This window comes from Paraburkholderia sp. BR10936 (assembly GCF_040965735.1).
Taxonomy (GTDB): Bacteria; Pseudomonadota; Gammaproteobacteria; order Burkholderiales; family Burkholderiaceae; genus Paraburkholderia; species Paraburkholderia nodosa_A.
In genome coordinates this window covers 87683-111049 of the sequence record NZ_JBFRCM010000013.1, presented here as the reverse complement: position 1 = coordinate 111049, position 23367 = coordinate 87683, and the positions used below count along the sequence as shown (strand labels likewise).

The window sequence follows — 23367 nt, the reverse complement described above, 5'->3', positions numbered from 1 at the left end:
CGAATTTGGTCTTGGCCCATTGCATCTTCCTGCCCGTATGCTTCGTTCCACTGACTTCGAGAAGGAGCAAATCAGACATGGAGACGTACAAGCGCAGGGACTTTCTGCAGAGGATCGCCGCAGCCGGAACGCTGGCAGCGGCCGAAGGCGAAACACCGATGAATGGATCTACGGCTCAGACAGGCATGACGGCCTTGTTGGGTGCTTCCGCTGGCGAAACCAGTGCAGAACGTCATTCCCGGGGTATCAAGGTGCTGAAGAGGATCGGTGGCGCGGGCTATGGTATCCCGGTCCACCGTCTGGCGCAGGTTGCCCCGGATTTGGCACGATTCACGGTTGAATTTGCCTATGGAGACATCCTGTCGCGGCCGGGGCTGGATCTGCGCCTTCGCCAGATCGCCACCGTTGCCGCGCTGATGGCCCATGGCAGCGTGCAGCCGCAGCTGAAATATCACATGACCGGCTTCCTCAATACCGGCGGAGAGCCGGCAGAACTGGTCGAAATGCTGTTCCAGGCGATTGCCATCCTGGGGTTTCCGGTCTCGATCAACGCCGTGGGCATCGTTCGAGAGATCTTTCTGGAGCGCGGTCTGGCTTTCGATCCGATAGCCCCAGTGTCCGACGATGGCACTGCGCGATATCAGCGGGGTCTCGAGGTGCTCGACGACTTGATGGCCAATCCTGATGAGTACATGGAAAAGCTGGAAGGCACTTCACCCGAGCTCTCCCACTGGGCAGTCGAGTTCGTGTTCGGTGAGATCTTCGTTCGCGAGGGACTCGATCCAAAGGCAAGACAGATCGCGATCATCTCGATGCTCGCGGCAGCTGGCAATCGCAGCGATCTGCTCCACCTTCATATCGAAGCCGGGCTCAAGTCGGGCCTGTCCCGCACCGAGATCACCGAAGCCCTGATGCAACTGGCCGTCTATGCCGGGTTCCCGAGCGCTTTAAATGCCTTTGGGGTTGCGAACGCCGTCTTCACGAAGCCGAAGCAGAAAGAGAAAGAACGAGCAGGCGGCCGGGTAAGCGCGAATGCCATCGTCTCCGAAACCCGCAAGGCTCGCAGCGAACGTGGATTGGCGACACTCGCCACGACTTCTGCCCAGGCGGGCGAGGCCGTGGTCAACAGCTTCAACGACCTGGCCCCGGATATCGGCCGCGCGATCGTCGAGCACTCCTACGGCGACATCTTCAGCCGTACCGGGCTCGACGCGAAGACGCGCGAGCTTGCCGCATGCTCGGCGCTCGCCGCGGTGGGAAGCAAAGCGACGGAGACGCCGCTGCGGGTCCATGCGAATGCGGCACTGACGGCGGGAGCGACGCAGGCGGAAATCGTCGAAACGCTGCTAAACGTCATTCCCTATCGCGGATATCCCGCAGTCGCGGAAAGCATGCGTGTCGTCGGCGAGGAATTCAGAAAACGCAGCGATCACGCCTGAAAAGCGGCGGGAGAACGGCAACGAATGCCACGCGCTTTCGGACACGCGGCCGGCCCGAAGGCAGCACGACCGGTATCGGGAACAGAGCTAGCGGGCGTACGAGCCGCCTACTGGTTGTAGAAGACTGAAGTAGACGCTCTAATTGCCTGAATGTCGGCTTTGCTCCGATTCGATGTCCGGTTCTGGGAGCGGTCTACGTCGGCTCAGGGTCGGTCATCGGGCCGCTGCGCAAGCGACGTCAAGGTCCTACCGTAAAATGGCGCCCATGAACATGGAACCAGCGGATCCCCCAATGCTCAGTGAAACCGAACTGCGTGATCAGTATGCGAACCTCCAGCAGCGCGCGCTGAACCTCGGCTCACATGCGCAGTCACGCATTGACCAGCTCACCGCGGCAATGCAGTTGCCACCGACGCAACATACCGATGCATATTTGCACGCACTGAAGGGCGCGACAGATGACGCGAGGGTGGCCGTCCTGAGTTATCGCCGCGGGTTGCCCTTCGTCGAAACGGCCAACTCGCTGATCGAAAGCCTCGCGAAGCCTTCCCCGTCTGCCGACGAGGAGGAGGCGTGGCGCGAACAGTTGCTGTTCAGGCTCGCCGAGGTGCTGGAGATGGGCGCCGACTTGATCGCTGAGGGCGAAGCGCACCTCGAGCGCAGCGCGCGCGCCGAAATCGAGTGATCGCCCTATGTAGGCGCCCCGGTGTCTAACTGGATGAGTTCAGTCACAGCAACGGTCAATTGCTGAAGAAACGCGATCGCTGCTGGGCGCGTCCCAACGCGATCGCGAGCCCCCTCGCTAACGCGTCAGGTAAGGACTCTCATGGCCCGGCTCATACGGCCGCGCCTTGATCTCCATGCGCGCAATGCTCTGGAGATGCACCTCATCCGGGCCATCCGCGAACTTCAATGCACGCCCCCAGGTCCAGCTATCCGCCAGCGGCGTGTCGGGGCTCAGCCCCATCGCGCCGAAGGTCTGCATCGCGCGCTCGCATACGGCCGTGTGCACGCCCGGCACGAGTGCCTTGATCATGGCGATTTCCTTGCGCGCCTCCTTCGCACCCACGTTGTCGATCATCCAGGCCGCCTTCAGCACGAAGAGCCTTGCCTGATCGATTTCGATGCGTGACTTCGCGATCCACTCGCCAACGCAGCCGTGCTGATAGAGCTTCTTGCCGAACGCCGTGCGCGCCTGCGCGCGTTCGATCATCAGTTCAAGCGCAAGTTCGGCGGCGCCGATCGAACGCATGCAGTGGTGAATGCGCCCCGGTCCCAGACGCGCCTGGGCGAGCGCGAAGCCGTTGCCTTCTTCGCCGAGCAGATTCGAACGCGGCACGCGCACGCCCTTGAATTCGATCTCGCAGTGGCCTTCGGGCGCCGTATGATTGACCACCGTGATATTGCGGATGATCTTCACGCCCGGCGTGTCGCGCGGCACGAGAATCATGCTTTGCTGACGGTGCGCGGGCGCCTCCGGGTCGGTTTTGCCCATGACGATGAACAACTGGCAGTTCGGGTGCGCCGCGTTCGTGATGAACCATTTGCGGCCGTCGATCACATAGTCGTCGCCGTCGAGTCGAATCGACGTGGTGATATTGGTCGCGTCCGAGGACGCCACTGCGGGCTCCGTCATCGCAAACGCCGAGCGGATCTTGCCTTCGAGCAGCGGCTCGAGCCACTTCTTGCGCTGCGCGGGCGTGGCGAACATATGGAGCAACTCCATGTTGCCCGTGTCCGGCGCATTGCAGTTGAACACCTCGGATGCCCACGACACGCGCCCCATGATCTCGGCCAGCGGCGCGTACTCGAGATTGGTCAACCGGGTGCCCGGCTCGTCGTCGCGCAGATGCGGCAGGAACAGGTTCCAGAGGCCTTCGGCACGCGCCTTCTCCTTCAGGTCTTCCATGAAGGAAACGGGGTACTGCCCCGCGCTCACTTCTTCATGCCATTGGTGGATGCGCGGCACGATATGCGTGTCCATGAACGCGCGCAACTGCGTGCGCAGCGCTTCGACTTTCGGGCTATAGGCAAAGTCCATCTTGCTCTTCCTTGAATCGTGGTGAATGTCATGCGGCGCGTAGGTCGATGACGCGCGCCGCTCCCATCGTCAAACCGTCAGGCCGCCGTCCACGACGATGCACTCGCCGTTGGTATAGCTCGCCGCGTCGGAGACGAGATAGAGCACGGTGCCGGCCATCTCGCGCGGCTCCGCATGGCGGCGCAGCGGAATCTTCGTCATCCAGTTTTCGTACATGGCCTGGTCTGCGAACAAGGCTCCGGCAAATTTCGTTTTGGTAAGACCCGGTAGCAGCGCATTCACGCGAATGCCGAGCGGGCCGCACTCCTTGGCGAATGCCCGCGTCATGTTGACTACAGCGGCCTTGGTGATCGAGTAGATGCCCTGTTTGTCGCCTGGCTGCAGCGCGTTGACGGAAGCCGTGTTAACGATCGCGCCGCCGCCGTGCTCGCGCATCAGCTTGCCCGCCTCGACCGACATGAAGAAGTAGCCACGCAGATTGACCTCCACCGTCTTTTCGAACGACGAAAGATCGGTGTCGAGAATGTGGCCGAAGTATGGGTTCGCCGCCGCGTTGTTCACGAGGATGTCCAGCCGGCCATGTTTCGAGCGAATGTGCTGGAAAACGCCTTGAATGTCGTCGAGACGCCCCACGTGGCACGGATACGCCTCGGCGCTGCCGCCCGCTTCCCGGATGCCGCGCGCCACGGTTTCGCAATCGTCGAGCTTGCGGCTCGACACGATCACATGGGCGCCCTGCTCCGCCAGCAGCTTCGCAATCTCTTCGCCAATGCCACGGCTCGCGCCAGTCACCAACGCAATTTTTCCGTTCAGATCGAACAAATTAGTAGTCACAATTGTCTCCTCCTCAATGTATTCGCGTATCCGCGTCGAACGCCAGGCGTCAGGTGACGTCGACGCCCATCTTCGCGAGCGCGCCGGCCATTTCACCGACCTGGCGCGCCTTCTCATGCGATGCGTTGCCGCCCAGCGCGCGCTTCTTCACGCCCTGCGCGATCGCAGCGAGCCGGAAGAAGCTGAACGCGAGATAAAAATTCCAGTTCCCGATCGAACCGATTCCCCGCAAGCCGCAATACCGCTCGACGATCGCGGCCTCGTCCGGCACCCCAAGCGCCGCCCGGTCCACGCCAGCAAGACCGCCGATATGGCCTTTCGGCGGCAGCCGCAGGCACATGCAGAAGTACGCGAGGTCGGCGAGCGGATTGCCGAGCGTGGAGAGTTCCCAGTCGAGCACGGCGCGAACCTTCGGCGTGCCGCGGTGGAAGATGAGGTTGTCGATGCGAAAGTCGCCGTGCACGAGCGAAGGCTTGCCCGCTTCGGCCGGACAATGCGCCGGCAGCCAGTCGATCAGCGCTTCCATGGCGTCGAGGTCGTCGGTCTGCGCCGCGCGATATTGCTTCGTCCAGACTTCGATCTGTCGTGAGAAGTAGTTGCCCGCGCGGCCGTAGTCGGCGAGGCCAACAGCCTCGACGTCCACATCGTGCAAAGCCGCCATCGTGCCGATCAGCGCGTCGTACAGGGCGCCGCGCTCTCCAACGGGCAGCGCGGGCAACGCTGGATCCCAATAGATTTCGCCCTCTTCGAAACTCATCACGTAGAACAGGCTGCCGATCACGTCGCGGTCCTCGCAAAGATGCAAGGCCCGCGCAACAGGAACCGATGTATCGCCGAGCGCGCTCAGCACGCGGAATTCGCGGTCCACGGCATGCGCGGACTTGAGCAGTTCGCCGGGCGGCTGACGCCGCAGCACATAGCGGCCGCTTTGCGCCTCGAGAAGAAACGTGGGGTTCGATTGCCCGCCGGCGAACTTCTCGACGACCATCGGCCCCTGAAAGCCGGGTACGTGCGCGGTCAGATAGCGCGCGAGTGCATCGACATCGAACTGAAGACTTGCATTCATCATGGAGCGGGAATCCGGATTCGAATCAGCCATAGGTGACGAGTTCGCGCCTCTCGGCCCGTTCGAGATGCGGCAAGGTGTTGAAGGTGACCAGCGACATCGCGCTGTCATTGAAGACGTACTGGCTCACGCTGCTGTTGCGGATCTGCATGTTGAGCGCGATGGCGGCCGCAGCCGGCGCCTGCAGAACCTGCTGGGTAAACACCGCGATCGGTCCGCCCGAACTCACCACCAGAATGCGCTTGCCGCCGCTGCGCTGAATGGCGAGACGCGCACGCTCGCAGCGCGCCTGAAACTGCCCCCAGGTCTCGGGAATGCGTCCGGGCAGCTTGTCTTCGGACCAAAGCTGCAAGACCTGCTTGAGCCCCTTGTAGAAGGACTTCATCGAGCCTTCGGCGAGCAGGCCGGGCGCGAGTCCGCTCTCGCCGAGCGCGGAAAAGAGGGCGTGAAAATCGTACTCGTTCAGATCCGCGTCCTGCACGACTTCCACTGTCGCGCCGCCCATCGCGGTGAGCAAGGCGTCGGCGGTTTGCGCGTGCCGCCGCATCGTACCGGTCACGACGCGATCGAACGTCAGGGCCGCCTGCGCGCAATATTCGCCCAGCCAGCGCGACTGGGTAACGCCGGAAGAGGAAAGCTCGTCATAGTTTTCCGCGCCGAATGACGCCTGCCCGTGCCGTACCAGGTAGAGTTCCGCCATGCCAACCTCGTCTGGACATGACGCAAACGATACCGGGACACTGCCTATTCAGGAAATTTATTCTGGTGATACCGCGCCATAACGATTCGTGACAGCTACGGACGCTGCTTGCGCATGAGACGGCCGATCTGCTCGCGCAGCCAGCGATGGGCCGGATCGGTCGTGACGCTGCGGTGCCAGTAGCCATGCGTCTCGAGATCGGGGAGATCGAACGGCAGCGCCAGGATGCGCGCGTCATAGCGCTTGAGCAACATGAGCGGCGCAGTCAGGACGAGATCGGTGCGCATCGCGATCAGGGGCGCGACGAGATAATGCTGAACGCGGGTCTGGATGGTGCGCCGAAGTCCCAGCTTGTTGAGTTCGGTGTCGACGAGACCAGGTCCCTGCCGGCGGCTGGACACATGGATATGGCCGAAGCGCAGGTAGTCGTCGATCGTGAGCTTCTTCTTCGCGAACGGATGGCCCTGGCGCAGCATGCACGCGTAACGGTCGCGGCCCATCGGTTCCTGCTCCAGGTACGGATCGTCGATGAGCGGCGCGTCGATCGCCAGGTGGACCGCGCCGCTCGCCAGCGCTTCCGGCACATCGCGGCGCGTCGTGAAGTAGCTCTCGATGCGGATGCCGGGCGCAAGACGCTGCAACACCTCTTCCAGCGCAGGAAGCAGCATGGTCTCGGTCAGATCGTTCATGCTGAGCCGGAAGGTTCGCTGCGACGAGGCCGGATCGAAGCGTTCACCGGCATGGGTGCTCGAATCGAGCAACTGCAGTGCCTCGCGCACGCGCCCGATGATGTTTTCGGAAACGGGCGTGGGCATCATGCCCGCCGGCGTGCTCACGAACAGCGGATCGTCGAATGCCTTGCGCATGCGCGCCAGCGCGTTGCTCACGGCGGGCTGCGTGATGAAGAGCAACTCCGCCGCACGCGTAAGGTTGCGCGTTCGATAGACGGCCTCGAACACGACGAAGAGATTCAGATCGACTTTGGATGGGCGCATGGTCCCGAGCCTAACCGGCCCATCGCAATGCCGTCAATCGAGGGTGTGATCGGGATCGCGTCGCCTCGAACGTCAGTCCGCATACCCCGGATAGGCTCGATCGAGCCGGCGCAGCAGACCGGGCCAGACGAGCGCCCCTGGCATGACGCCCCGCGTCACTGCCACGATTTGCTGCCTGAAGCCGTCGAGAATGGGCTGCGCGATTGGCGTGAGCTTTGCGCCGCCCGACTGCGCGCGCACCTGGATCATGCAGGCCGCCTCGAAGAAGTACATCGCGACAAAGGCGTCCGCCGGCGTGCTTCCGACGGTCAGCAGCCCGTGGTTACGCAACATCAGATACATTTTGTCGCCGAGGTCTCGAACCAGACGCGGCTTTTCGGCTTCGTTCAGCGCAAGGCCTTCATAGTCGTGGTACCCGAGCGACGCCAACACCCCGAGCGACTGCTGCGAGAGCGGCAACAGTCCCGCCTCCTGGGCCGACACGGCCACGCCGTTGATCGAATGCGTGTGCATCACGCAATGCGCGTCGTCACGCGCCGCATGCACGGCGCTATGGATCGTGAAGCCAGCGGGATTGATGTCGTACGGCGACTCGCTCACCTTGCGGCCATCGAGGTCGATCTTCACCAGCGAGGACGCCGTGATTTCCTCGAACATCATGCCGTACGGGTTGATCAGGAAATGATGCTCCGGGCCGGGCACGCGCGCCGAGATGTGGGTAAACACCAGATCGTCCCAGCCGAACAACGCTGTGAGGCGATAAGCAGCTGCCAGATTGACGCGCGCCTCCCATTCGGCGGGTGACACGTCGTTCTTGACATTGACACAGGGTGAAGCCATGTCGACGCTCCTTGGTTGGTTTGGTGAACTCCAGAGAGTCCTCATGATGCGTGCGAACTCCCCGAAAGATTGTCGGCCAGGCGACAACTCCATTCAACCGCGGCCGGCACATGCCATTCGATACTGCTCGCCTAAGGCTCCGCCTTGCGATCCCACGGCGGTTCGTCGCCAAACGTCTCGGCGAGGTAATCGACGAACCGGCGCACCTTGAGCGGTATGCGCCGCACGCCAGGATACACCGCCTGAATCGCCAGTTCCGTCGCGCGATAGTCCGGCAGCAGCGCCACCAGTTCGCCGCGCCTGAGGTGCTCGCCGAAGACGAAGGTCGGACCATAGGCGATGCCGGCACCCGCCAGCGCCGCGCCGAGCAGCATCTGCGTATTGTTGGCCGCCAGCCGGCACGGCCCGTCGATGACGTGTGCGCGGTGGCGCGCATCGAGCAACGTCCAGTCGCCCACCGACACCGCCTCGCTGAAGGCGAGGCGCTGCACGCGCCGCAACTCGTCGGGAGTGCGCGGCGTGCCATGGCGCTCGAGATACGCGGGCGACGCACACACGACCATCCGGCACGCTGCGAGCCGGCGCGTTACGAGTCCCGGTTCCTGCAGCCGTCCGATCCGGATCGCGACATCGACGCCCGCATCGATGAGATCCACGTAGCGGTCCCCCAGCAGCACCTCCACATTCACGTCCGGATGATCCTCCAGATAGCGCGCGACGACTCCGCCCAGATGCATCGCGCCGAACGTCACCGGCGCGGCGACGCGCAGCACGCCGCGCGCCGTGCCCTGCGAATCGCTTGCCTCCCGATTCGCTTCGTCGAACGCTTCGAGAATCCGCTTGCAGCGCTCGTAGTAGGTGCGGCCGACATCGGTCAGGCTCAGGCGCCGGGTCGTTCGCTGAAGCAGCCGCGCATTCAGTTCGGCCTCGATTGCGCTCACGTGCTTGCCGGCCATCGCGGCCGACAGCCCGAAGCGCCGCGCCGCCGCGGCGAGGCTACCCTCCTCTACGGCGGCGACAAAGACGCCAAGGCTCGTCAGTCGGTCCATTTATTCCTCCAATTCGATAGTCCGATTATCGACTGACGACACTGCAACGGCAATTATCCAACCCAAGGATTGAATCTACCATGCATCCATTACCCAATCGGGAAGGAGCCTGGCAATGGAAATCAAGTCGAACGGCACACGGATTCACGTCAAGGAGCAAGGCAGCGGCGAGCTGGCGCTGGTGTGCCTGCACTACTACGGCGGCTCGTCGCGCACATGGGACGATGTAGCGAGCGAACTGTCCGACCGGTATCGGATCGTAGCCACCGATCACCGCGGCTGGGGCGATTCCGAGGCGCCGGCTGACGGCTACCGCATCGCCGATCTCGCCGCAGATGCCGAGGGTGTCATCGAGGCGCTGGGCCTGCAGCGCTACGTGCTTGTCGGGCATTCAATGGGCGGCAAGGTCGCGCAACTGATCGCGTCGCGCCGGCCGGGCGGGCTCGAAGGTCTCGTGCTCGTGGCGCCTTCGCCGCCGTCGCCGATGGTCCTGTCGGACGAGCAGCGCGCGACGTTGACCGGCGCGTATCAATCGCGCGCATCGGTCGAATACGTCATCGACCACGTGCTGACCGCGAAATCGCTCGACGCCACCCGCCGCGAGCAAGTCATCGAGGACAGCCTGAAGGCCGCGCCGCAGGCCAAAGCGGCCTGGCCGAACGTAGCCTTGCGCGAAGACATCACCGAGGCGGTGGCATCCGTCAACGTGCCGACCATCGTCATTTCAGGAGAACTCGACCAGGTCGATCGCGTGGCGACGCTGCAGGCGGAACTGCTGCCGCGCATCCCGCACGCGGCGTTGCACATCCTGCCCGGAACGGGACACTTGTCGCCGCTCGAAGCGCCCGCCGATGTGGCGCGGGTCATTGCGCGGTTCGTCGGCGCGAATATTCCCGCGCGACGCATTGACTCGAAAGCAGCGGAGTGAAGGGAATGGCACCCGGCGCAACTCGCCGGGTGCTCAGCCCGCGCCGCCATCAGGGTTACTGATCGACGGGAATCCAGTTCGCCGTCGCCGCGTCGCTGGCCCGGAATGCCGGGAATTTCGCCCCCAGTTCCGCGATGGTGTGGATATCGTTCTTGACGAGATCGTCGCGCGTGACGAGCGTGGGCTTCACGAGGATGTGATGGTCGAGCGGCTGCCCGGCCACGTCGAGCGCCGCGGCGCGCACCGATACGGCGCCCACCACGGCGGGGTTGGTCGCCGCGGTGGCGACCCACGCGCTGTTCGGCGCGCGAATCGCCTCGATGTCGGCAGTCGAGATGTCCGCGCTGTAGATCCGCACCTTGCTCGCCACGTTCGATTCATTCGCCGCGAGATTGGCGCCGCGCGCAAATTCGTCATAGGGGGCAATGACCACGCGAATATCCGGATGCGCGCGGTAGGCGGCAGCCGCCTGATTGGCAACCGACTGCGCAATCGGATTGTCCACGGTGCCCCAGCGCGCCTTTTCCTGGATGCCGGGATGCTCGTGCTTGAACGTCTGCCAGACGGCGTCGCGCCGGTCGAGCGGCGCAAAGCCCGCTACGTACACGTAGCCCGCGGAAAACGCGTTGCCATTGTCCTTGACGGCCTGAGCGAGCAGCAGCGAAGCGAGGTCGCTGTCGCTCTGCTCGATTTGCGGGACCCTGGGGTTCGCCAGATTGACGTCGAAAGCGACGACCTTGATGCCCTTGTCGAGCGCCTGCTGCACGACGTCTTTGAGCGACTCGGGCAAGCCGTGATTGACGATGATCGCCGACACGCCCAGATTGATCGCCTGCTGGATCTGGTCGCGCTGCTCGGCCGCGTCCTGGCGCCCTTCGTAAATGCGCAGGTCGATGCCGAGCGCCTTCGCCTGCTTCTGCGCGCCCGCCTCGTAGGCCTGGAAGAAGTCGCCCTCCGAAAGATAATTGACGAGCGCGATCTTGACGCCGCCTTTGTCGAACGGCGCCGGGGCGCCCGCCAGGGTGGCCGCCTGCGCCGTGAGCGTGCCGAACAGGCCCGCCGTGCAGAGCGCCAGCGCGCTGTTGCGAATGAGCCGTTGAATCGATGTCTTCATGACGTTCCCGTTTGTGCGATGGGGTCAGTTCCAGGCGTGACGTGCCGGCTTGACGCCGTTGAGGTAGTAATTGCCAACAAGGTGATACTTCCAGCGCACCGGATCGTGCAGCGTGTGCGTTCGTGCGTTGCGCCAGTGGCGGTCGAGGTTGTGCACGTCCAGCGTCGACTGCGTGCCGGCCAGTTCGAACAGCTTCTCGCCGGCCAGCAGCGCGACTTGTGTCGTGAGCACCTTCGCTTCGCCCACGGCGACCGAGGCGCGCGCCACGTCGTCCTCCGTCGTCTCGCCTTTTGCGGCGAGTTCGTCGAGTACACGCGCCGCACGCTCGAGCAAGGCCTCGGCGGCATGCAGCTGGATATGCAGATTGCCGACCTCGCGGATCGTCAGGGGGTCGTCGCTTGCACGCTCGACGCCGCTATCGACCCACGGCCGCGAGCGAGAGCGCACGAACGCGAGCGTGTCTTCGATCGCCGCGCGGGCAATGCCTGCGTCGATGGCGGCCTGGATGATCTGCGAGAGCGGACCGTTGAGCGTGGGCTGCTCCGACACGCGATGCGCGGGCAACACGAGCCTTGCCGGCACGCGCACGTTCTCTAGCGTCACGGTGCCGCTCGCGGTGGTGCGCTGGCCAAAACCGGACCAGTCGTCGACCACGCTGAGCCCTGGCGTGCCGCGCGGAATATAGGCGAGCCAGCCCCTGCGGTCCTCGTCGAGCCCGAGCACGGGAACGTAATGCGCGAACAGGGCGCCCGTCGAATAGAACTTGGTGCCGTCCACGACGTAGTGATCGCCGTCGCGGCGCACGCGTGTCTTCAGGTCGAGCACGTGTTTCGTGCCCTTTTCCGAGAAGCCGTTGCCAAAGCGCTTGCCGGCGATGACTTCGCCGAACAGCTCGCGCTTTTGCTCCTCGGTGCCCGTCAGCGCGATCACGTCGACGAGGCCGAAGTGATTCTGCGGCAGTTGCCCGAGCGACGGGTCCGCAGCCGCAATGATCTTGACGACCTCCGTGAGCGTGACGTTAGACACGCCAGCGCCGCCATACGCTTTGGGCACCGTAATGCCCCACAGCCCCGAGCGCGAAAACCACTCGATCTCCTCGTGCGGCAGGCGCCGCTCGCTGTCGCGCTGCGCCGCGCCAACGGCCAGCCGCGCGGCCAGCTCCGTTGCGACCGCGATCGCTTCGTTTTCCGTAGCAATCACATGCGCGGCCTCCGTTACGGGAGCGGCGCCCAGTGTCTCGCTGCCTGCCAGTGTCTCTGCCATGATTTGCTCCGCTCGATCAGATTGTGTAACTCGCTAACCACGAAATTGCCGGGCGTCTGCCGGCTTCAGTTGCGCCCTTCCGCCCGGCGCCCGATGCTGAACGTGAACGCCAGCGCCACGACCAGCAATGCGCCCTTGATAAAGTCCTGGAGGTAATACGGGGCGTTGAGCATCGTGAGCCCGTTGAGCAGCACGCCGACGAACACCGCGCCGATCACCGTGCCCGGAACATTGGGCCGCTTCGCGCCCCATACCGCATAGCCAACCAGCGCTGCCGCCACCGCATCGAGCAGCAACGAATGCCCCGCGCTCACGTCGCCTCGCCCCACGCGCGCGGCGATGAGCAGCCCGCCGAGCGAGGCGATCGTCGCGGAAGCGACATAAGCCGCGAGCCGGTAGCGGGCCGTTGGCGCACCGGCCAGCCGGGCCGCCGTCTCGTTGCCGCCGATCGCATAGACCACCCGGCCCCAGCGCGTGGAGCCCATGACGAATGAGACGAGCGCGGTCAGCACGAGCAGCACGATGACAGGCACCGGCACCACATCGAGGAGGCGTGCGCGGCCTAGCGCGAGGAACGCATCGGGGAACGTGCCGCTCGCTTCGGTGCCGTCGGGCAGGATCGTGCCGCTCGCAAGCGAGCGGCCGCCGGTGGGAATCAGTTGCAGGCCTGCAAGCAGGAAGAGCGTGCCGAGTGTCGCGAGCTGGTCCGGGACATGCAGGCGCGTGATCAGCAACCCGTTGAAGAGCCCCGCCGCCACACCCAGCGCGAGACACGCGAGCACGGCTTCCCAGCCGTTGCCGTGCCACACCACGAGCACATAGCTAGCGGCCATCTGCGCCGAGGCGGCGACACTGCCCACGGAAAGATCGAAGCCGCCCGCGGCGAGCGTGACCGTTACACCGATGCCGAGCAACGCCACGATCGAGACGGCCTGCAAGATGCTGAACAGGTTCGCGACGTTCAGAAACGCGGGTTCGCGAACCGTGAAGATGACGCCAAGAGCGACGAGCACGAGCAGCAGCCCGCCGCGCTCGAGCGCGACGAAGAGGCTGTGCCGGCGCTGCCGGGTCGTGTCGCGCGCGGAAGACTCGTCCGATGCTGCCGTGGGTGTGATGGATCTCATGAGTGGGCTGATAAGAGGGATTCCGCTACGGCTACGCGTTCGACTGTGCCGCGGTCGAACAGGACGATGCGGTCGGCGACTTCATGCGCCTCTTCGAGGTCGCTGACGAAAACGAGCGTCGCGCGCGTAGCGGCGCGCTCGCGCAACGCGGCGGCGATATCGGCCCGTGCGCCCGCATCGACGCCCTGGAACGGCTCGTCGAGCAGCAGCAGCCGGGCCGGCTCGGCGTGCCAGCGCGCCAGCAGCACCTTCTGCTGATTGCCGCCCGAAAGCCGCGCGACGCGGTCGTCCGGACCCGAGCAGCGAATGCCGAATGTCTCGATGGCGTCTTGCGCCTGCGCGGCTTCGCGATCGCGAGGCAGGCCCACGCCGCGCTGCCAGCGGGACAGAAACGGAAAACTGATCGTGCCGGCGATCGATGCGAACGCAACGGTGTCGGGAAAGAGTGACGTGCGCCACCGGTCTTCGCCGGCGAGGAATACGCCCGCGCGGATCGCGTCGGTTGGCGAGCGCGGGGCCCAGGCGCTGCCGTAAAGGCGCATCTCGCCCGCGGTCGCGCGCAACGCGCCGAATATCACCTGGGCAAGCCTCGACTTCCCCGCGCCGACCGGGCCGACAACCGCGACGATCTCGCCTTGCTGCACGTCGAGATCGAACGCGTCGCCATGCGCCGTGAGGCGCAAGCCGCGCAGCCGCAATGCGGGTTCCGCGCCCGCCTCGCCCGTGCGTGGCAAGACTCGCGCCTGCGGCAGTGCGCGGCCGATCATCGCCTCCAGCGCCGCGTCGAAATCGAGGGGCGCGCTCTGTTCGGACACGATGCGGCCGTCACGGAGCACGGCCACCCGCGAAGCCAGTCTTCGCAGGTCGCCAAGCCGATGCGAGACGAGCAGCACCGCCACGCCCTCCGCGCGCAAGTCATCCACAAGCGCATGGAGCCGTGCGGCCTCGCTCGTGGAAAGGCTGGCCGTAGGCTCGTCGAGAATCAGCAGCCGCGGGCGCGAAGCCAGCGCCCGCGCGATCACCACGCGCTGCTGGCCGGCGAGAGAAAGCGAACCGAGCGGTGCGGTGAGATCGGCTTCGAGCCCCACGCGCGCGGCCAGCGCGGCTGCACGGGTATAGCGGGAGGCGCGCGGCGTCCACCAGCGCGCTCCGCCGCCGCAAAGTTCGTCGAGCAGAAGATTGTCGGCAATGGACAGCGCGGGCACCACGGCGTCGGCAATGCTCTGATGCACGGTCGCCACGCCCAGACGCTTCGCCGCCTGGGGCGAACCCGGCGCATAGGCGTGTTCGCCGAGCGTGAGCCCGCCTTCGTCCTGCGAATTCACGCCGCTCAGGATCTTGACGAACGTCGATTTCCCGGCGCCGTTCGCGCCCATCAGCGCAACGACCTCGCCGGCGTGGATGGAAAAGTTCAGCCGCGACAGCGCGAGCGTCGCGCCAAAACGCTTCGTGATCGAGTGGGCAGTCAGAATCGGAGCGGACATCGCTGGGGTTAGCCGGTTGGAGATCGCTAGCGGACAGTGCTGCCCATCGTAGCGAGGCATGGGAGAGAGCCCAACGAAGCGATGCTCATATTCATGCGTCTGCGTTTGATAAGGCGCCCTACAGAAAGCGGCTTGACAGCAACAGGGCGTATCCGCTGTCGCAACAGCCAATTCGACGACATTGCAAGAACGCGCACGAGCAAATCGGGCAAGCCGATATCGATTCATCAATCAGTTATTGGAGCCGCAGCGCGCGGGTTTCTATACTTTTCTTCTTCGCTGCGTGGTGCGCAGTCTCTCCACCCCCAACCGAGAAAGAACGCATGAATGTCTCCCGATCCCATGACGCGCTCTCGCAAGGCGCCGACTACGAAACCCTCGCCGCCCGCTTCCGCCCGATCTTCACGGAGATCGGCCGCGAAGCCGCCGAACGCGAGCGCTCGCGCACGCTGCCGCATGACGCGATTGCCGCGCTCAGGCAAGCGGGCTTCGGCGCCGTGCGCATTCCGGTGCGTGACGGTGGCGCGGGTGCTTCGATCGCGCAGTTGGCGCAACTGCTCATCGAGCTTGCCGCCGTGGACTCGAACCTGCCGCAGGCGCTGCGCGGGCACTTCGCCTTCGTCGAGGACTGGCTGAACGTGCCTGCCGGCGCGGACCAGCGCGCATGGTTCGATCGCTTCGTGAGCGGCCAGCTCGTCGGCAATGCATGGACCGAGGCTGGCGACGTCGCGCTCGGCCAGATCAACACGAAGGTCGCGCGCCGCGACGGCGGCTTCGTGCTCAACGGTTCGAAGTACTACAGCACCGGCAGCCTCTACGCGGACTGGATCGACGTGTTCGCGCAGCGCGAAGAAGACGGCAGCGACGTGATCGTGGCCGTGGCGACGGACCAGCCCGGCGTGCTTCGCGAAGACGATTGGGACGGCTTCGGCCAGACGACCACGGGCAGCGGTACCACGCTCTTTCGCGACGCCGCGGTCGAGGGCCGCAACATCATCGACTTCAGCCGCCGCTTCAAATATCAGACCGCGTTCTATCAGCTCTTTCACGTCGCCACGCTCGCAGGAATTGCCGAGGCAGCGAGGCGCGATGCCGCCACCCTCGTGCGCAGCCGCAAGCGTATCTACAGCCACGGCAACGCGCCGCGCGTGAGTGACGACGCGCAGATCCAGCAGGTGATCGGCGAGATCGCCTCATGGGCCTATGGTGCAAAGGCCGTCGCGCTGCAGACTGGAGAAGCCGCACAGCGCGCTTACGAGGCGCGCTTCGAAGGAGACGACGAGGCCGAGCGCGCGGCAAACGTGGAAGCCGAAATCGCTTCGGCACAGGCCCAGATCGTCGCCTCCGAATTCGCGCTGCGCGCGGCGACGCATCTATTCGATGCGCTCGGCGCGTCTGCCATCCGCGCCGGCCACGCGCTCGACCGCCATTGGCGCAATGCACGCGCGGTGTCGTCGCACAATCCGCTCGTCTACAAGGCGAAGATCGTGGGTGACTGGACCATCAACGGCACCGAGCCGCCCTTTCTCTGGCAAATCGGCAACGGACAGGAACGCGGGAGCAATTGAACATCATGAGCAAAACCATCCACCTGAACGCGTTCGAGATGAACTGCGTGGGCCACCAGTCGCCAGGCCTCTGGACCCATCCGCGCGATCGCTCGTGGCAGTACAAGGATCTCGATTACTGGACCGACCTCGCGAAAATACTCGAGCGTGGCGTCTTCGACGCGATCTTCATCGCAGATGTAATCGGCTACTACGACGTCTACAAAGGAAGTAACTATCACGCGCTTCATCAGGCCGCGCAGATTCCGGTCAACGACCCCCTGCAACTCGCTGCGCCCATCGCGATGGTGACGTCGCATCTAGGTATTGGCATCACGGCCTCCACGAGCTTCGAGCACCCCTACACGTTCGCGCGGCGTCTGTCCACAGCCGATCATCATACGAAGGGGCGCCTCGCGTGGAACATCGTGACGTCGTATCTCGAGAGCGGCGCGAAGAATATCGGGCAAGGCGGCCTGCGCGACCACAACAACCGCTACGAGGTCGCGACGGAATACGTCGAGGTGCTCTACAAGCTGTTCGAGGGCAGCTGGGAAGACGGCGCCGTGGTGCGCGACCGGGACCGGCGCGTGTTCACGCACCCGGAGAAAGTGCACGAAATCGGCCACAAGGGAAAGTACTTCGAAGTGCCAGGCTATCATCTTTGCGAGCCCTCTCCGCAGCGCACGCCGGTGCTGTTTCAGGCCGGCGCATCGGGCCCCGGCAAGACGTTCGCGGCGCAGCATGCCGAATGTGTGTTCGTCGCGGCGCTCACGAAAAACCTGCTGCGCGACTATGTGGCGGACGTGCGCCGCCAGGCGGCGCTCGCCGGGCGCGATGGCAACAGGCTGCTGATCTACAACCTCGTCACCGTGATCGTCGACGAGACCGATGCCAAAGCACAGGCGCGCTTCGAGGAGTATCAGCGCCACGTCTCCTACGACGGCTCGCTCGTGTTCATGTCGGGCTGGACCGGCATCGACTTCGGGCAGTACCTGCCCACCGACACAGTCAAGCGTGTGCAAACGAATGCGATCCATTCGGCTGTCGAACATCTCTCGGGCGGCGACACGACCTGGACCATCGAAGCGCTGGCGAAGTGGGGCGGCGTAGGCGGAATGGGACCGGTATTCGTCGGCTCCCCCACGACGATTGCCGACATCCTCCAGGAGTGGGTCGAAGAAACCGGCGTGGACGGATTCAATCTGGCGTACGCGCTCGCGCATGAGACCTTCGAGCATGTCGTCGAGTACCTCGTGCCCGAGCTGCAGCGCCGCGGCGTGTACCCGCGCGACTACGCGCCGGGCACCTTGCGCGAAAAGCTCTTCGGCGGCGGTGCGCGATTGCCCGACGAGCATCCGGCGGCGCGCTATCGCGACATCGAGCGAGTGAAGCGCGAATCGGCCGTTGAGACGGGCGAAGTGGTTCCCGCCCCGGCTGCGTAAATAAACATAAGCAACCCAAAACAGGAAGGCGCGTCCGTGGATGCAGCACATCCGTCGTTATATTCCACCAGCGCATATGCATAGCGAATGTGTCTGGTTTGCAGGCAGATGCGCCGACAGTAGAATCCGTCGACTCACTGATGCCGTCAACAAACTCTCATTACGAACATTTCAATCATGAAAGCCATCCGCTCCGCTCTTTTCGCCGCTCTGCTGTCGGTCGTCGCCGCGGCGCCGGCCCTCGCTGCAGACGAACTCGCGCAGGTCAAGTCGTCCGGTGTGTTCCGTGTCGGCACCGAAGGCACTTACGCGCCGTTCACCTACCATGACGAAACCGGCAAGCTGACCGGCTTCGACGTCGATATCGCCACGGCCATCGCACAACGGCTTGGCGTGAAGCCGCAGTTCGTCGAAGGCAAATGGGATGGCCTGATCGCGGGCCTGGACGTCAATCGCTACGACGCCGTGATCAACGAGGTTTCGATCACCGACGCACGCAAGGCCAAGTACGATTTTTCGAAGCCGTATATCTCGACGCACGCCGTGCTGATCGTGCGCTCGGAGAACACGACCATCCATTCCTTCGACGACCTGAAGGGCAAGAAGTCGGCCAATACGCTGACCAGCAACTTCGGCAAGCTTGCCGCGTCGCATGGTGCCGACGTCGTGCCGGTTCAAGGTTTCAACGAATCGATCGATCTGCTGACGTCGGGCCGCGTGGACGCCACCGTCAACGACGCGCTTTCGTTCCTCGACTTCCAGAAGCACAAGCCGGACGCGAAACTCAAGATCGCCGCCATCGACGCGTCTTCCGCTGACGACCAGTCGGGCGTGCTGCTGCGCAAGGGCAACCCGGACCTGGTCGCGGCCGTCGACAAGGCGCTCGCCGATATCAAGGCCGACGGGACCTACGCGAAGATCTCGCAGAAGTATTTCGGCAAAGACGTTTCGCAATAAGGCGGACTGAACGATGCCGGCATGGCTGCATTTGATGGCGCAATCGTTGTGGCCACTGCTCTACGCGGGACTGGTCTTTACCGTCCCGCTCACGCTGGCTTCGTTCGCGATCGGTATGGCGCTCGCGTTCTGCGCGGCGCTCATCCGCCTCTTCGGGCAACGCTGGGCGGTCGCGGCCGTGCGTTTCTATATCTGGCTCTTTCGCGGCTCGCCACTGCTCGTGCAGCTGTTCGTCATCTTCTACGGGCTGCCCAACGTGGGCATCGTGCTCGATCCGTTGACGGCGGCCATCATCGGCTTTTCACTCAATGTGGGCGCTTATAACGCGGAAGTCATTCGTGGCGTGATCGAATCGATTCCGCGCGGCCAGTGGGAAGCCGCCTACTCGATGAACATGACGCGCGCGCAGGCGCTACGCCGCGCCATCCTGCCGCAAGCGATTCGCGTAGCGTTGCCCGCGCTCTCGAACTCGTTCATCTCGCTCGTGAAGGACACGTCCCTCGCGGCCGTGCTGACCGTGCCGGAAATCTTTCAGGCTGCACAACGCATCGCCGCCGTGACTTACGAACCCCTCATTCTTTATACCGAGGCCGCACTGATCTATCTCCTGTTCAGCTCCGTGCTCTCGCAGGCGCAAGGGCGTCTCGAAGCGCGCTATGGCCGCCATGCCCTGTTCCAGGCAGGGCGCTGATGATCCACATCGAGACACTCCACAAGTCGTTCGGCGACCACGAGGTGCTCGCGGCCATCGACCTCACGCTCAAGGCCGGCAGCGTCACGGCGCTGATCGGGCCGTCCGGCAGCGGCAAGAGCACGCTGCTACGCTGCATCAATCTGCTCGAAATGCCAGACTCCGGCACGTTGAGCGTGGGCGATGCCCGCCTCGAATTCAGCCGCGGCCGGCGGCTCTCCCACGCGGAAATCGCCTCGGTGCGTCGGCATACCGGCATGGTGTTCCAGAACTTCCAGTTGTTCCCGCACCTGAGCGTGATCGAGAATGTGATGGAAGGTCTCGTCACGGTCCTCAAATGGGAGAAGGAGCGAGCCCGCGAGCGCGCTGCCGCGCTGCTTGCGAAAGTGGGGATTGCCCAGAAGGCGGACGCATGGCCCTCCACGCTTTCGGGCGGCCAGCAGCAACGCGTGGCGATCGCGCGCGCACTCGCGCCCTCGCCCCAGGTGCTGCTCTGCGACGAGCCGACTTCGGCGCTCGACCCCGAACTCTCCGCGGAAGTGGTCGACGTGCTGAGGCAGCTCGCGCAGGAGGGCACGACCATGCTGATGGCGACGCATGATTTGCGGCTCGCGGCTTCCGTCGCGCACGACGCAGTCTTTCTCAAGGAGGGTGCGATCGTCGAAGCCGGCCCGTCGCATGAACTCTTCGCGCGGCCGCGCGATGCGCGCACGGCTCGCTTCGTCTCTACGCTTACCCAGGCCCTTCCGCCGCTCTGAGCTCACGCAGGCGGCGTCGCCCGACGCCGCCTGATCGTATCCGCTCAATGCACCCTGGGAAAACCGTGACGATCGGCAAGCAGCGCGAGAATGCGTTTCGTGTCGGTTACGAAGTGACGGCCGTTCAGCGTCTGTACGCCCTCGGGTACCGGATGCTCGTCGCCCAGCACGAGCACGGGCAACCCCTGATGCGCCTCGTCGAGCACGTCGATCACGGCCGCCCGCGGGCGTGCAAACGGCAGGCGTTTCACATCGAGCCGCGCGACGCGCTCGGGCTCGGACGCGAGCAGTCCTTCTATCGGCGCGCCGTCCGGACAGATGAAACGCTCGCCGGGACGCGCGGGGTCAGTGAAGCCAGGTTCCAGCAACAGCAGCAGGTCTCGAGTCATGGTAGATCGACGCTCCGTGATTGAATTGAGAGCACACGGGGATTGTCGTGCGCGGCGGCCACTGCCGCCACGAACGAATCGATCCAACAATATTCGCGCCGCTGCTAACCGGCATTTTGGCTGACCGCAAAAAACCGGTTCTCCGGTCTCGGCAGGCCGAGATGCTCGCGTAGCGTATTGCCCTCGTACTCGCGACGGAAAATGCCGCGCCGCTGCAACTCGGGCACGACTTTCTCCACGAAGTCGTCGAGGCCCGCGGGCAGATACGGGAACATCACGTTGAAGCCATCGCTGCCCGCCTCCACCAGCCATTGCTCCATCTCGTCCGCGATCGAATCCGGTGTGCCGACCATTTGCAGGCCCGAGTAACCGCCCACGCGCTGCGCGAGCTGGCGAATCGTCAAGCCCTCGTCGCGCGCCCAGTCCACCACGCGTTGCCGCGCGGTACGGCTCGCATTGCTCTCCGGAATCTCGGGCAGCGGGCCGTCCGGGTCGAAACCGGAGACGTCGTGACCGAGCGCGATCGATAGCGAGGCAATGCCGCTGTCATAGTGTACGAAGCTGTCGAGACGTTCGCGCTTCTCGCGCGCCTCTTCCTGCGAGTCGCCCACCACGACGAACGCGCCAGGCAGGATCTTCAGATGATCGGGATCGCGGCCCAGCTTTTCCATGCGCCCCTTCACGTCGGCATAGAAACGCTTGCCGGCTTCGAGATTCGGCTGCGCGGTGAAGACCGCCTCGGCCGTTTCGGCAGCGAGTTGCCGCCCGGCCTCCGACGATCCGGCCTGCACCACCACCGGCCAGCCCTGCGGCGGCCGCGCAATATTGAGCGGCCCGCGCACGCAATAGTAGTCACCCTTGTGCGCGAGCACATGGAGCTTCTCCGGATCGAAATACTCGCCGCTCTCCACGTCGCGCAGGAATGCATCGTCGGCCCAACTGTCCCAGAGGCCAGTCACGACGTCGAAGAATTCGCGGGCGCGGCGATAGCGTTCGTCGTGCTCCACGTGTTCCTCGAGGCCGAAATTGAGCGCTGCGTCCGGATTGGAAGTCGTCACGAGGTTCCACCCGGCGCGGCCGCCGCTCAGATGATCCAGCGAGGCGAAGCGGCGCGCGACATGATATGGCGTGTCGAACGTCGTCGAAGCCGTTGCGACGAGCCCGATCTTCTCCGTCACGGCGGCAAGCGCCGAGAGCAACGTGAACGGCTCGAACGAGGTGGCGGTGTGGCTGCGCTTGAGCGCGTTGACCGGCATGTTCAAGACGGCGAGGTGGTCGGCCATGAAGAACGCGTCGAAACGCGCGCGCTCGAGCGTCTGCGCAAAGCGCTTCAGATGCGCGAAATTGAAATTCGCGTCAGGGTATGCACCGGGGTAACGCCACGCCCCCGTGTGCAGGCTGACGGGGCGCATGAATGCGCCGAGATGCAACTGTCGGTTACGGTTCATCGCTTCGGCCGCCGGAAAACGAAAGTCACAACATACTCCGGTTCGGCAAAATCCGCTGAGGGCGCCAGCGCAGATAAGCATCTGACAATATCTTGGTTGTGCCGATGTTGAAACAGATTAAGGTGAGAGATGGATCGCCGCGCACGCGCGGCAGTTTCAACATGCATCTTTAAACAGGCAACGGCACGATGTCGAACGACAACCACGACCATCACGACGACCACACGGCAAACGGCGCACGCCGCAAGCTATTGAAGCTCGCAGCGGGGGCCGCGACGGCCGCTGCGCTGCGTGGCGCAACGGGGCTCACGAGCGCTGCCGCGTTGACGCTTCAAAGCGGCGCGGCACGCGCGGACGAAGGCCGGGTCCTGCGCATCGGTTTCCAGAAGTACGGCAACTTTGTGGTGCTAAAGGCTCAGCACACGCTGGAGAAGCGGCTCGCGCCGCTCGGCTTCACCGTGCAATGGCTCGAGTTTCCCGGTGGCCCGCAGTTGCTGGAAGGGCTTGCCGCCGGCGCGGTGGATGTCGGCACCGTGGGCGAAACGCCGCCCATCTTTGCGCAGGCCGGCGGCGTGGATTTCGTCTACATTGCCAGCGAACCGCCCGCGCCGCAGGGTGAGGCCATTGTCGTGCACGAAGATTCGCCGATCCGCACGCCCGCCGACCTGCGCGGCAGGCGCGTTGCGTTCAACAAAGGCTCGAACGTGCACTATCTGCTCGTCAAGGCGCTGCAGAGAGCCAACCTCAAGTATGAAGATATCCAGCCCGTCTATCTCGCTCCCGCCGATGCGCGCGCCGCATTCACGAGCGGCAGCGTGGACGCCTGGGTGATCTGGGATCCCTACCTCGCGGCAATCGAACACCAGGCGAAAGTGCGTTCGATCGCGAACGGCGAAAACCTCGTTCGCAATACACAGTACTACATAGCAAGCCGTAACTTCGCGAACGCGCATGCGTCTGTCCTGCATGCGGTCGTGGAGGAAATCGGCGCCGTGGACGCCTGGGCACGCGACAACGTTCCGGCCGTTGCGGCTCAACTGTCACCGCTTGTCGGCCTCGACGCGTCGACGCTCGAACTCGCCCTCAGGCGCGCGAGCTACGGCGTGCAGCCCGTCGACGCGGCCACGCTCGCCTACCAGCAGCAAATTGCCGATACGTTCTCCGAACTCAAGCTGATCCCGAAGAAGCTCGTCGTCGCCGATGCGCGCTGGCAATCCGCCTGAGCGCGCTGACGCCCGGTTGTCGAGACATGGCA

At 64.4% G+C, this 23367-nt stretch carries 22 protein-coding genes; 9 read left to right on the top strand and 13 right to left on the bottom strand.

All coding sequences use genetic code 11. The features are described 5' to 3' along the window. Positions 1-77 precede the first annotated feature (77 nt). Positions 78-1439, top strand: coding sequence for a carboxymuconolactone decarboxylase family protein (locus AB4Y36_RS25425; protein WP_368684447.1), 1362 nt, complete (start codon positions 78-80; stop codon positions 1437-1439). A 292-nt stretch (positions 1440-1731) separates the two neighbouring features. Beyond that, positions 1732-2124, top strand: coding sequence for a hypothetical protein (locus AB4Y36_RS25420; RefSeq protein WP_368684446.1), 393 nt, complete (start codon positions 1732-1734; stop codon positions 2122-2124). A 117-nt stretch (positions 2125-2241) separates the two neighbouring features. On the opposite strand, the gene AB4Y36_RS25415 is transcribed toward AB4Y36_RS25420, so the two are convergent. From AB4Y36_RS25415 to AB4Y36_RS25385, 7 genes are all read right to left on the bottom strand, one after another. After that, positions 2242-3480, bottom strand: coding sequence for an acyl-CoA dehydrogenase family protein (locus tag AB4Y36_RS25415; RefSeq protein ID WP_368684445.1), 1239 nt, complete (start codon positions 3478-3480; stop codon positions 2242-2244). A gap of 69 nt (positions 3481-3549) precedes the next feature. Then, positions 3550-4314: an SDR family oxidoreductase gene (locus AB4Y36_RS25410; RefSeq protein ID WP_368684444.1), complete on the bottom strand. Its 765-nt coding sequence runs from the start codon at positions 4312-4314 to the stop codon at positions 3550-3552. Between the two features lie 49 nt (positions 4315-4363). Then, positions 4364-5383: a phosphotransferase gene (locus AB4Y36_RS25405; RefSeq protein WP_368684443.1), complete on the bottom strand. Its 1020-nt coding sequence runs from the start codon at positions 5381-5383 to the stop codon at positions 4364-4366. A 22-nt stretch (positions 5384-5405) separates the two neighbouring features. Beyond that, entirely contained in the window at positions 5406-6080 is a 675-nt protein-coding gene (locus AB4Y36_RS25400) for a histidine phosphatase family protein (protein ID WP_368684442.1), read from the bottom strand. 95 nt (positions 6081-6175) lie between these two features. After that, positions 6176-7075, bottom strand: coding sequence for a LysR family transcriptional regulator (locus AB4Y36_RS25395; RefSeq protein WP_368602089.1), 900 nt, complete (start codon positions 7073-7075; stop codon positions 6176-6178). 72 nt (positions 7076-7147) lie between these two features. Continuing rightward, the gene (locus AB4Y36_RS25390; protein ID WP_069266807.1) at positions 7148-7915 is read right to left on the bottom strand and encodes a class II aldolase/adducin family protein; all 768 of its coding nucleotides are present in this window, start codon (positions 7913-7915) and stop codon (positions 7148-7150) included. Between the two features lie 131 nt (positions 7916-8046). After that, the gene (locus AB4Y36_RS25385) at positions 8047-8964 is read right to left on the bottom strand and encodes a LysR family transcriptional regulator (RefSeq protein WP_368684441.1); all 918 of its coding nucleotides are present in this window, start codon (positions 8962-8964) and stop codon (positions 8047-8049) included. Positions 8965-9079: 115 nt separating this feature from the next. Here AB4Y36_RS25385 and AB4Y36_RS25380 point away from each other — a divergent pair, with 115 nt between their 5' ends. Next, entirely contained in the window at positions 9080-9892 is an 813-nt protein-coding gene (locus tag AB4Y36_RS25380) for an alpha/beta fold hydrolase (protein WP_368684440.1), read from the top strand. Positions 9893-9947: 55 nt separating this feature from the next. On the opposite strand, the gene AB4Y36_RS25375 is transcribed toward AB4Y36_RS25380, so the two are convergent. The 4 genes from AB4Y36_RS25375 to AB4Y36_RS25360 all read right to left on the bottom strand — a co-directional run bounded on the left by AB4Y36_RS25375 (position 9948) and on the right by AB4Y36_RS25360 (position 14877). Beyond that, a complete protein-coding gene (locus AB4Y36_RS25375; protein ID WP_368602086.1) occupies positions 9948-11006 on the bottom strand; it encodes a substrate-binding domain-containing protein in 1059 nt (352 codons plus the stop codon). 24 nt (positions 11007-11030) lie between these two features. Next, entirely contained in the window at positions 11031-12269 is a 1239-nt protein-coding gene (locus AB4Y36_RS25370) for an SfnB family sulfur acquisition oxidoreductase (protein WP_368602085.1), read from the bottom strand. 65 nt (positions 12270-12334) lie between these two features. Continuing rightward, the gene (locus AB4Y36_RS25365; protein ID WP_069266812.1) at positions 12335-13393 is read right to left on the bottom strand and encodes an ABC transporter permease; all 1059 of its coding nucleotides are present in this window, start codon (positions 13391-13393) and stop codon (positions 12335-12337) included. Beyond that, entirely contained in the window at positions 13390-14877 is a 1488-nt protein-coding gene (locus tag AB4Y36_RS25360; RefSeq protein ID WP_368684439.1) for a sugar ABC transporter ATP-binding protein, read from the bottom strand. Before AB4Y36_RS25360 ends, AB4Y36_RS25365 begins: the two co-directional genes overlap by 4 nt. A gap of 323 nt (positions 14878-15200) precedes the next feature. Between AB4Y36_RS25360 and AB4Y36_RS25355 the strand changes: the two genes are divergently transcribed. From AB4Y36_RS25355 to AB4Y36_RS25335, 5 genes are all read left to right on the top strand, one after another. After that, positions 15201-16445 carry an acyl-CoA dehydrogenase family protein gene (locus AB4Y36_RS25355; protein WP_368684438.1) on the top strand — a complete coding sequence of 415 codons (1245 nt, stop codon included), beginning with the start codon at positions 15201-15203 and terminating at the stop codon, positions 16443-16445. Positions 16446-16450: 5 nt separating this feature from the next. Next, a complete protein-coding gene (locus tag AB4Y36_RS25350; protein WP_368602082.1) occupies positions 16451-17869 on the top strand; it encodes an LLM class flavin-dependent oxidoreductase in 1419 nt (472 codons plus the stop codon). A gap of 177 nt (positions 17870-18046) precedes the next feature. Then, positions 18047-18826, top strand: coding sequence for an amino acid ABC transporter substrate-binding protein (locus AB4Y36_RS25345; RefSeq protein ID WP_342950073.1), 780 nt, complete (start codon positions 18047-18049; stop codon positions 18824-18826). A 13-nt stretch (positions 18827-18839) separates the two neighbouring features. Then, positions 18840-19517, top strand: coding sequence for an amino acid ABC transporter permease (locus AB4Y36_RS25340; RefSeq protein ID WP_069266816.1), 678 nt, complete (start codon positions 18840-18842; stop codon positions 19515-19517). Further along, on the top strand, positions 19517-20275 hold the full coding sequence (locus AB4Y36_RS25335) for an amino acid ABC transporter ATP-binding protein (protein WP_368602080.1): 759 nt from the start codon (positions 19517-19519) through the stop codon (positions 20273-20275). The genes AB4Y36_RS25340 and AB4Y36_RS25335 overlap by 1 nt, the downstream gene beginning before the upstream one ends. Positions 20276-20319: 44 nt before the next feature. Here the strand turns inward: AB4Y36_RS25335 and AB4Y36_RS25330 are convergent, their stop codons facing one another. Then, a complete protein-coding gene (locus tag AB4Y36_RS25330; RefSeq protein ID WP_368602079.1) occupies positions 20320-20664 on the bottom strand; it encodes a DUF3088 domain-containing protein in 345 nt (114 codons plus the stop codon). 104 nt (positions 20665-20768) lie between these two features. Then, a complete protein-coding gene (locus AB4Y36_RS25325; protein ID WP_368684437.1) occupies positions 20769-22112 on the bottom strand; it encodes an LLM class flavin-dependent oxidoreductase in 1344 nt (447 codons plus the stop codon). A gap of 188 nt (positions 22113-22300) precedes the next feature. Here AB4Y36_RS25325 and AB4Y36_RS25320 point away from each other — a divergent pair, with 188 nt between their 5' ends. Then, positions 22301-23335 carry a sulfonate ABC transporter substrate-binding protein gene (locus AB4Y36_RS25320; protein ID WP_368684436.1) on the top strand — a complete coding sequence of 345 codons (1035 nt, stop codon included), beginning with the start codon at positions 22301-22303 and terminating at the stop codon, positions 23333-23335. Positions 23336-23367 lie beyond the last annotated feature (32 nt).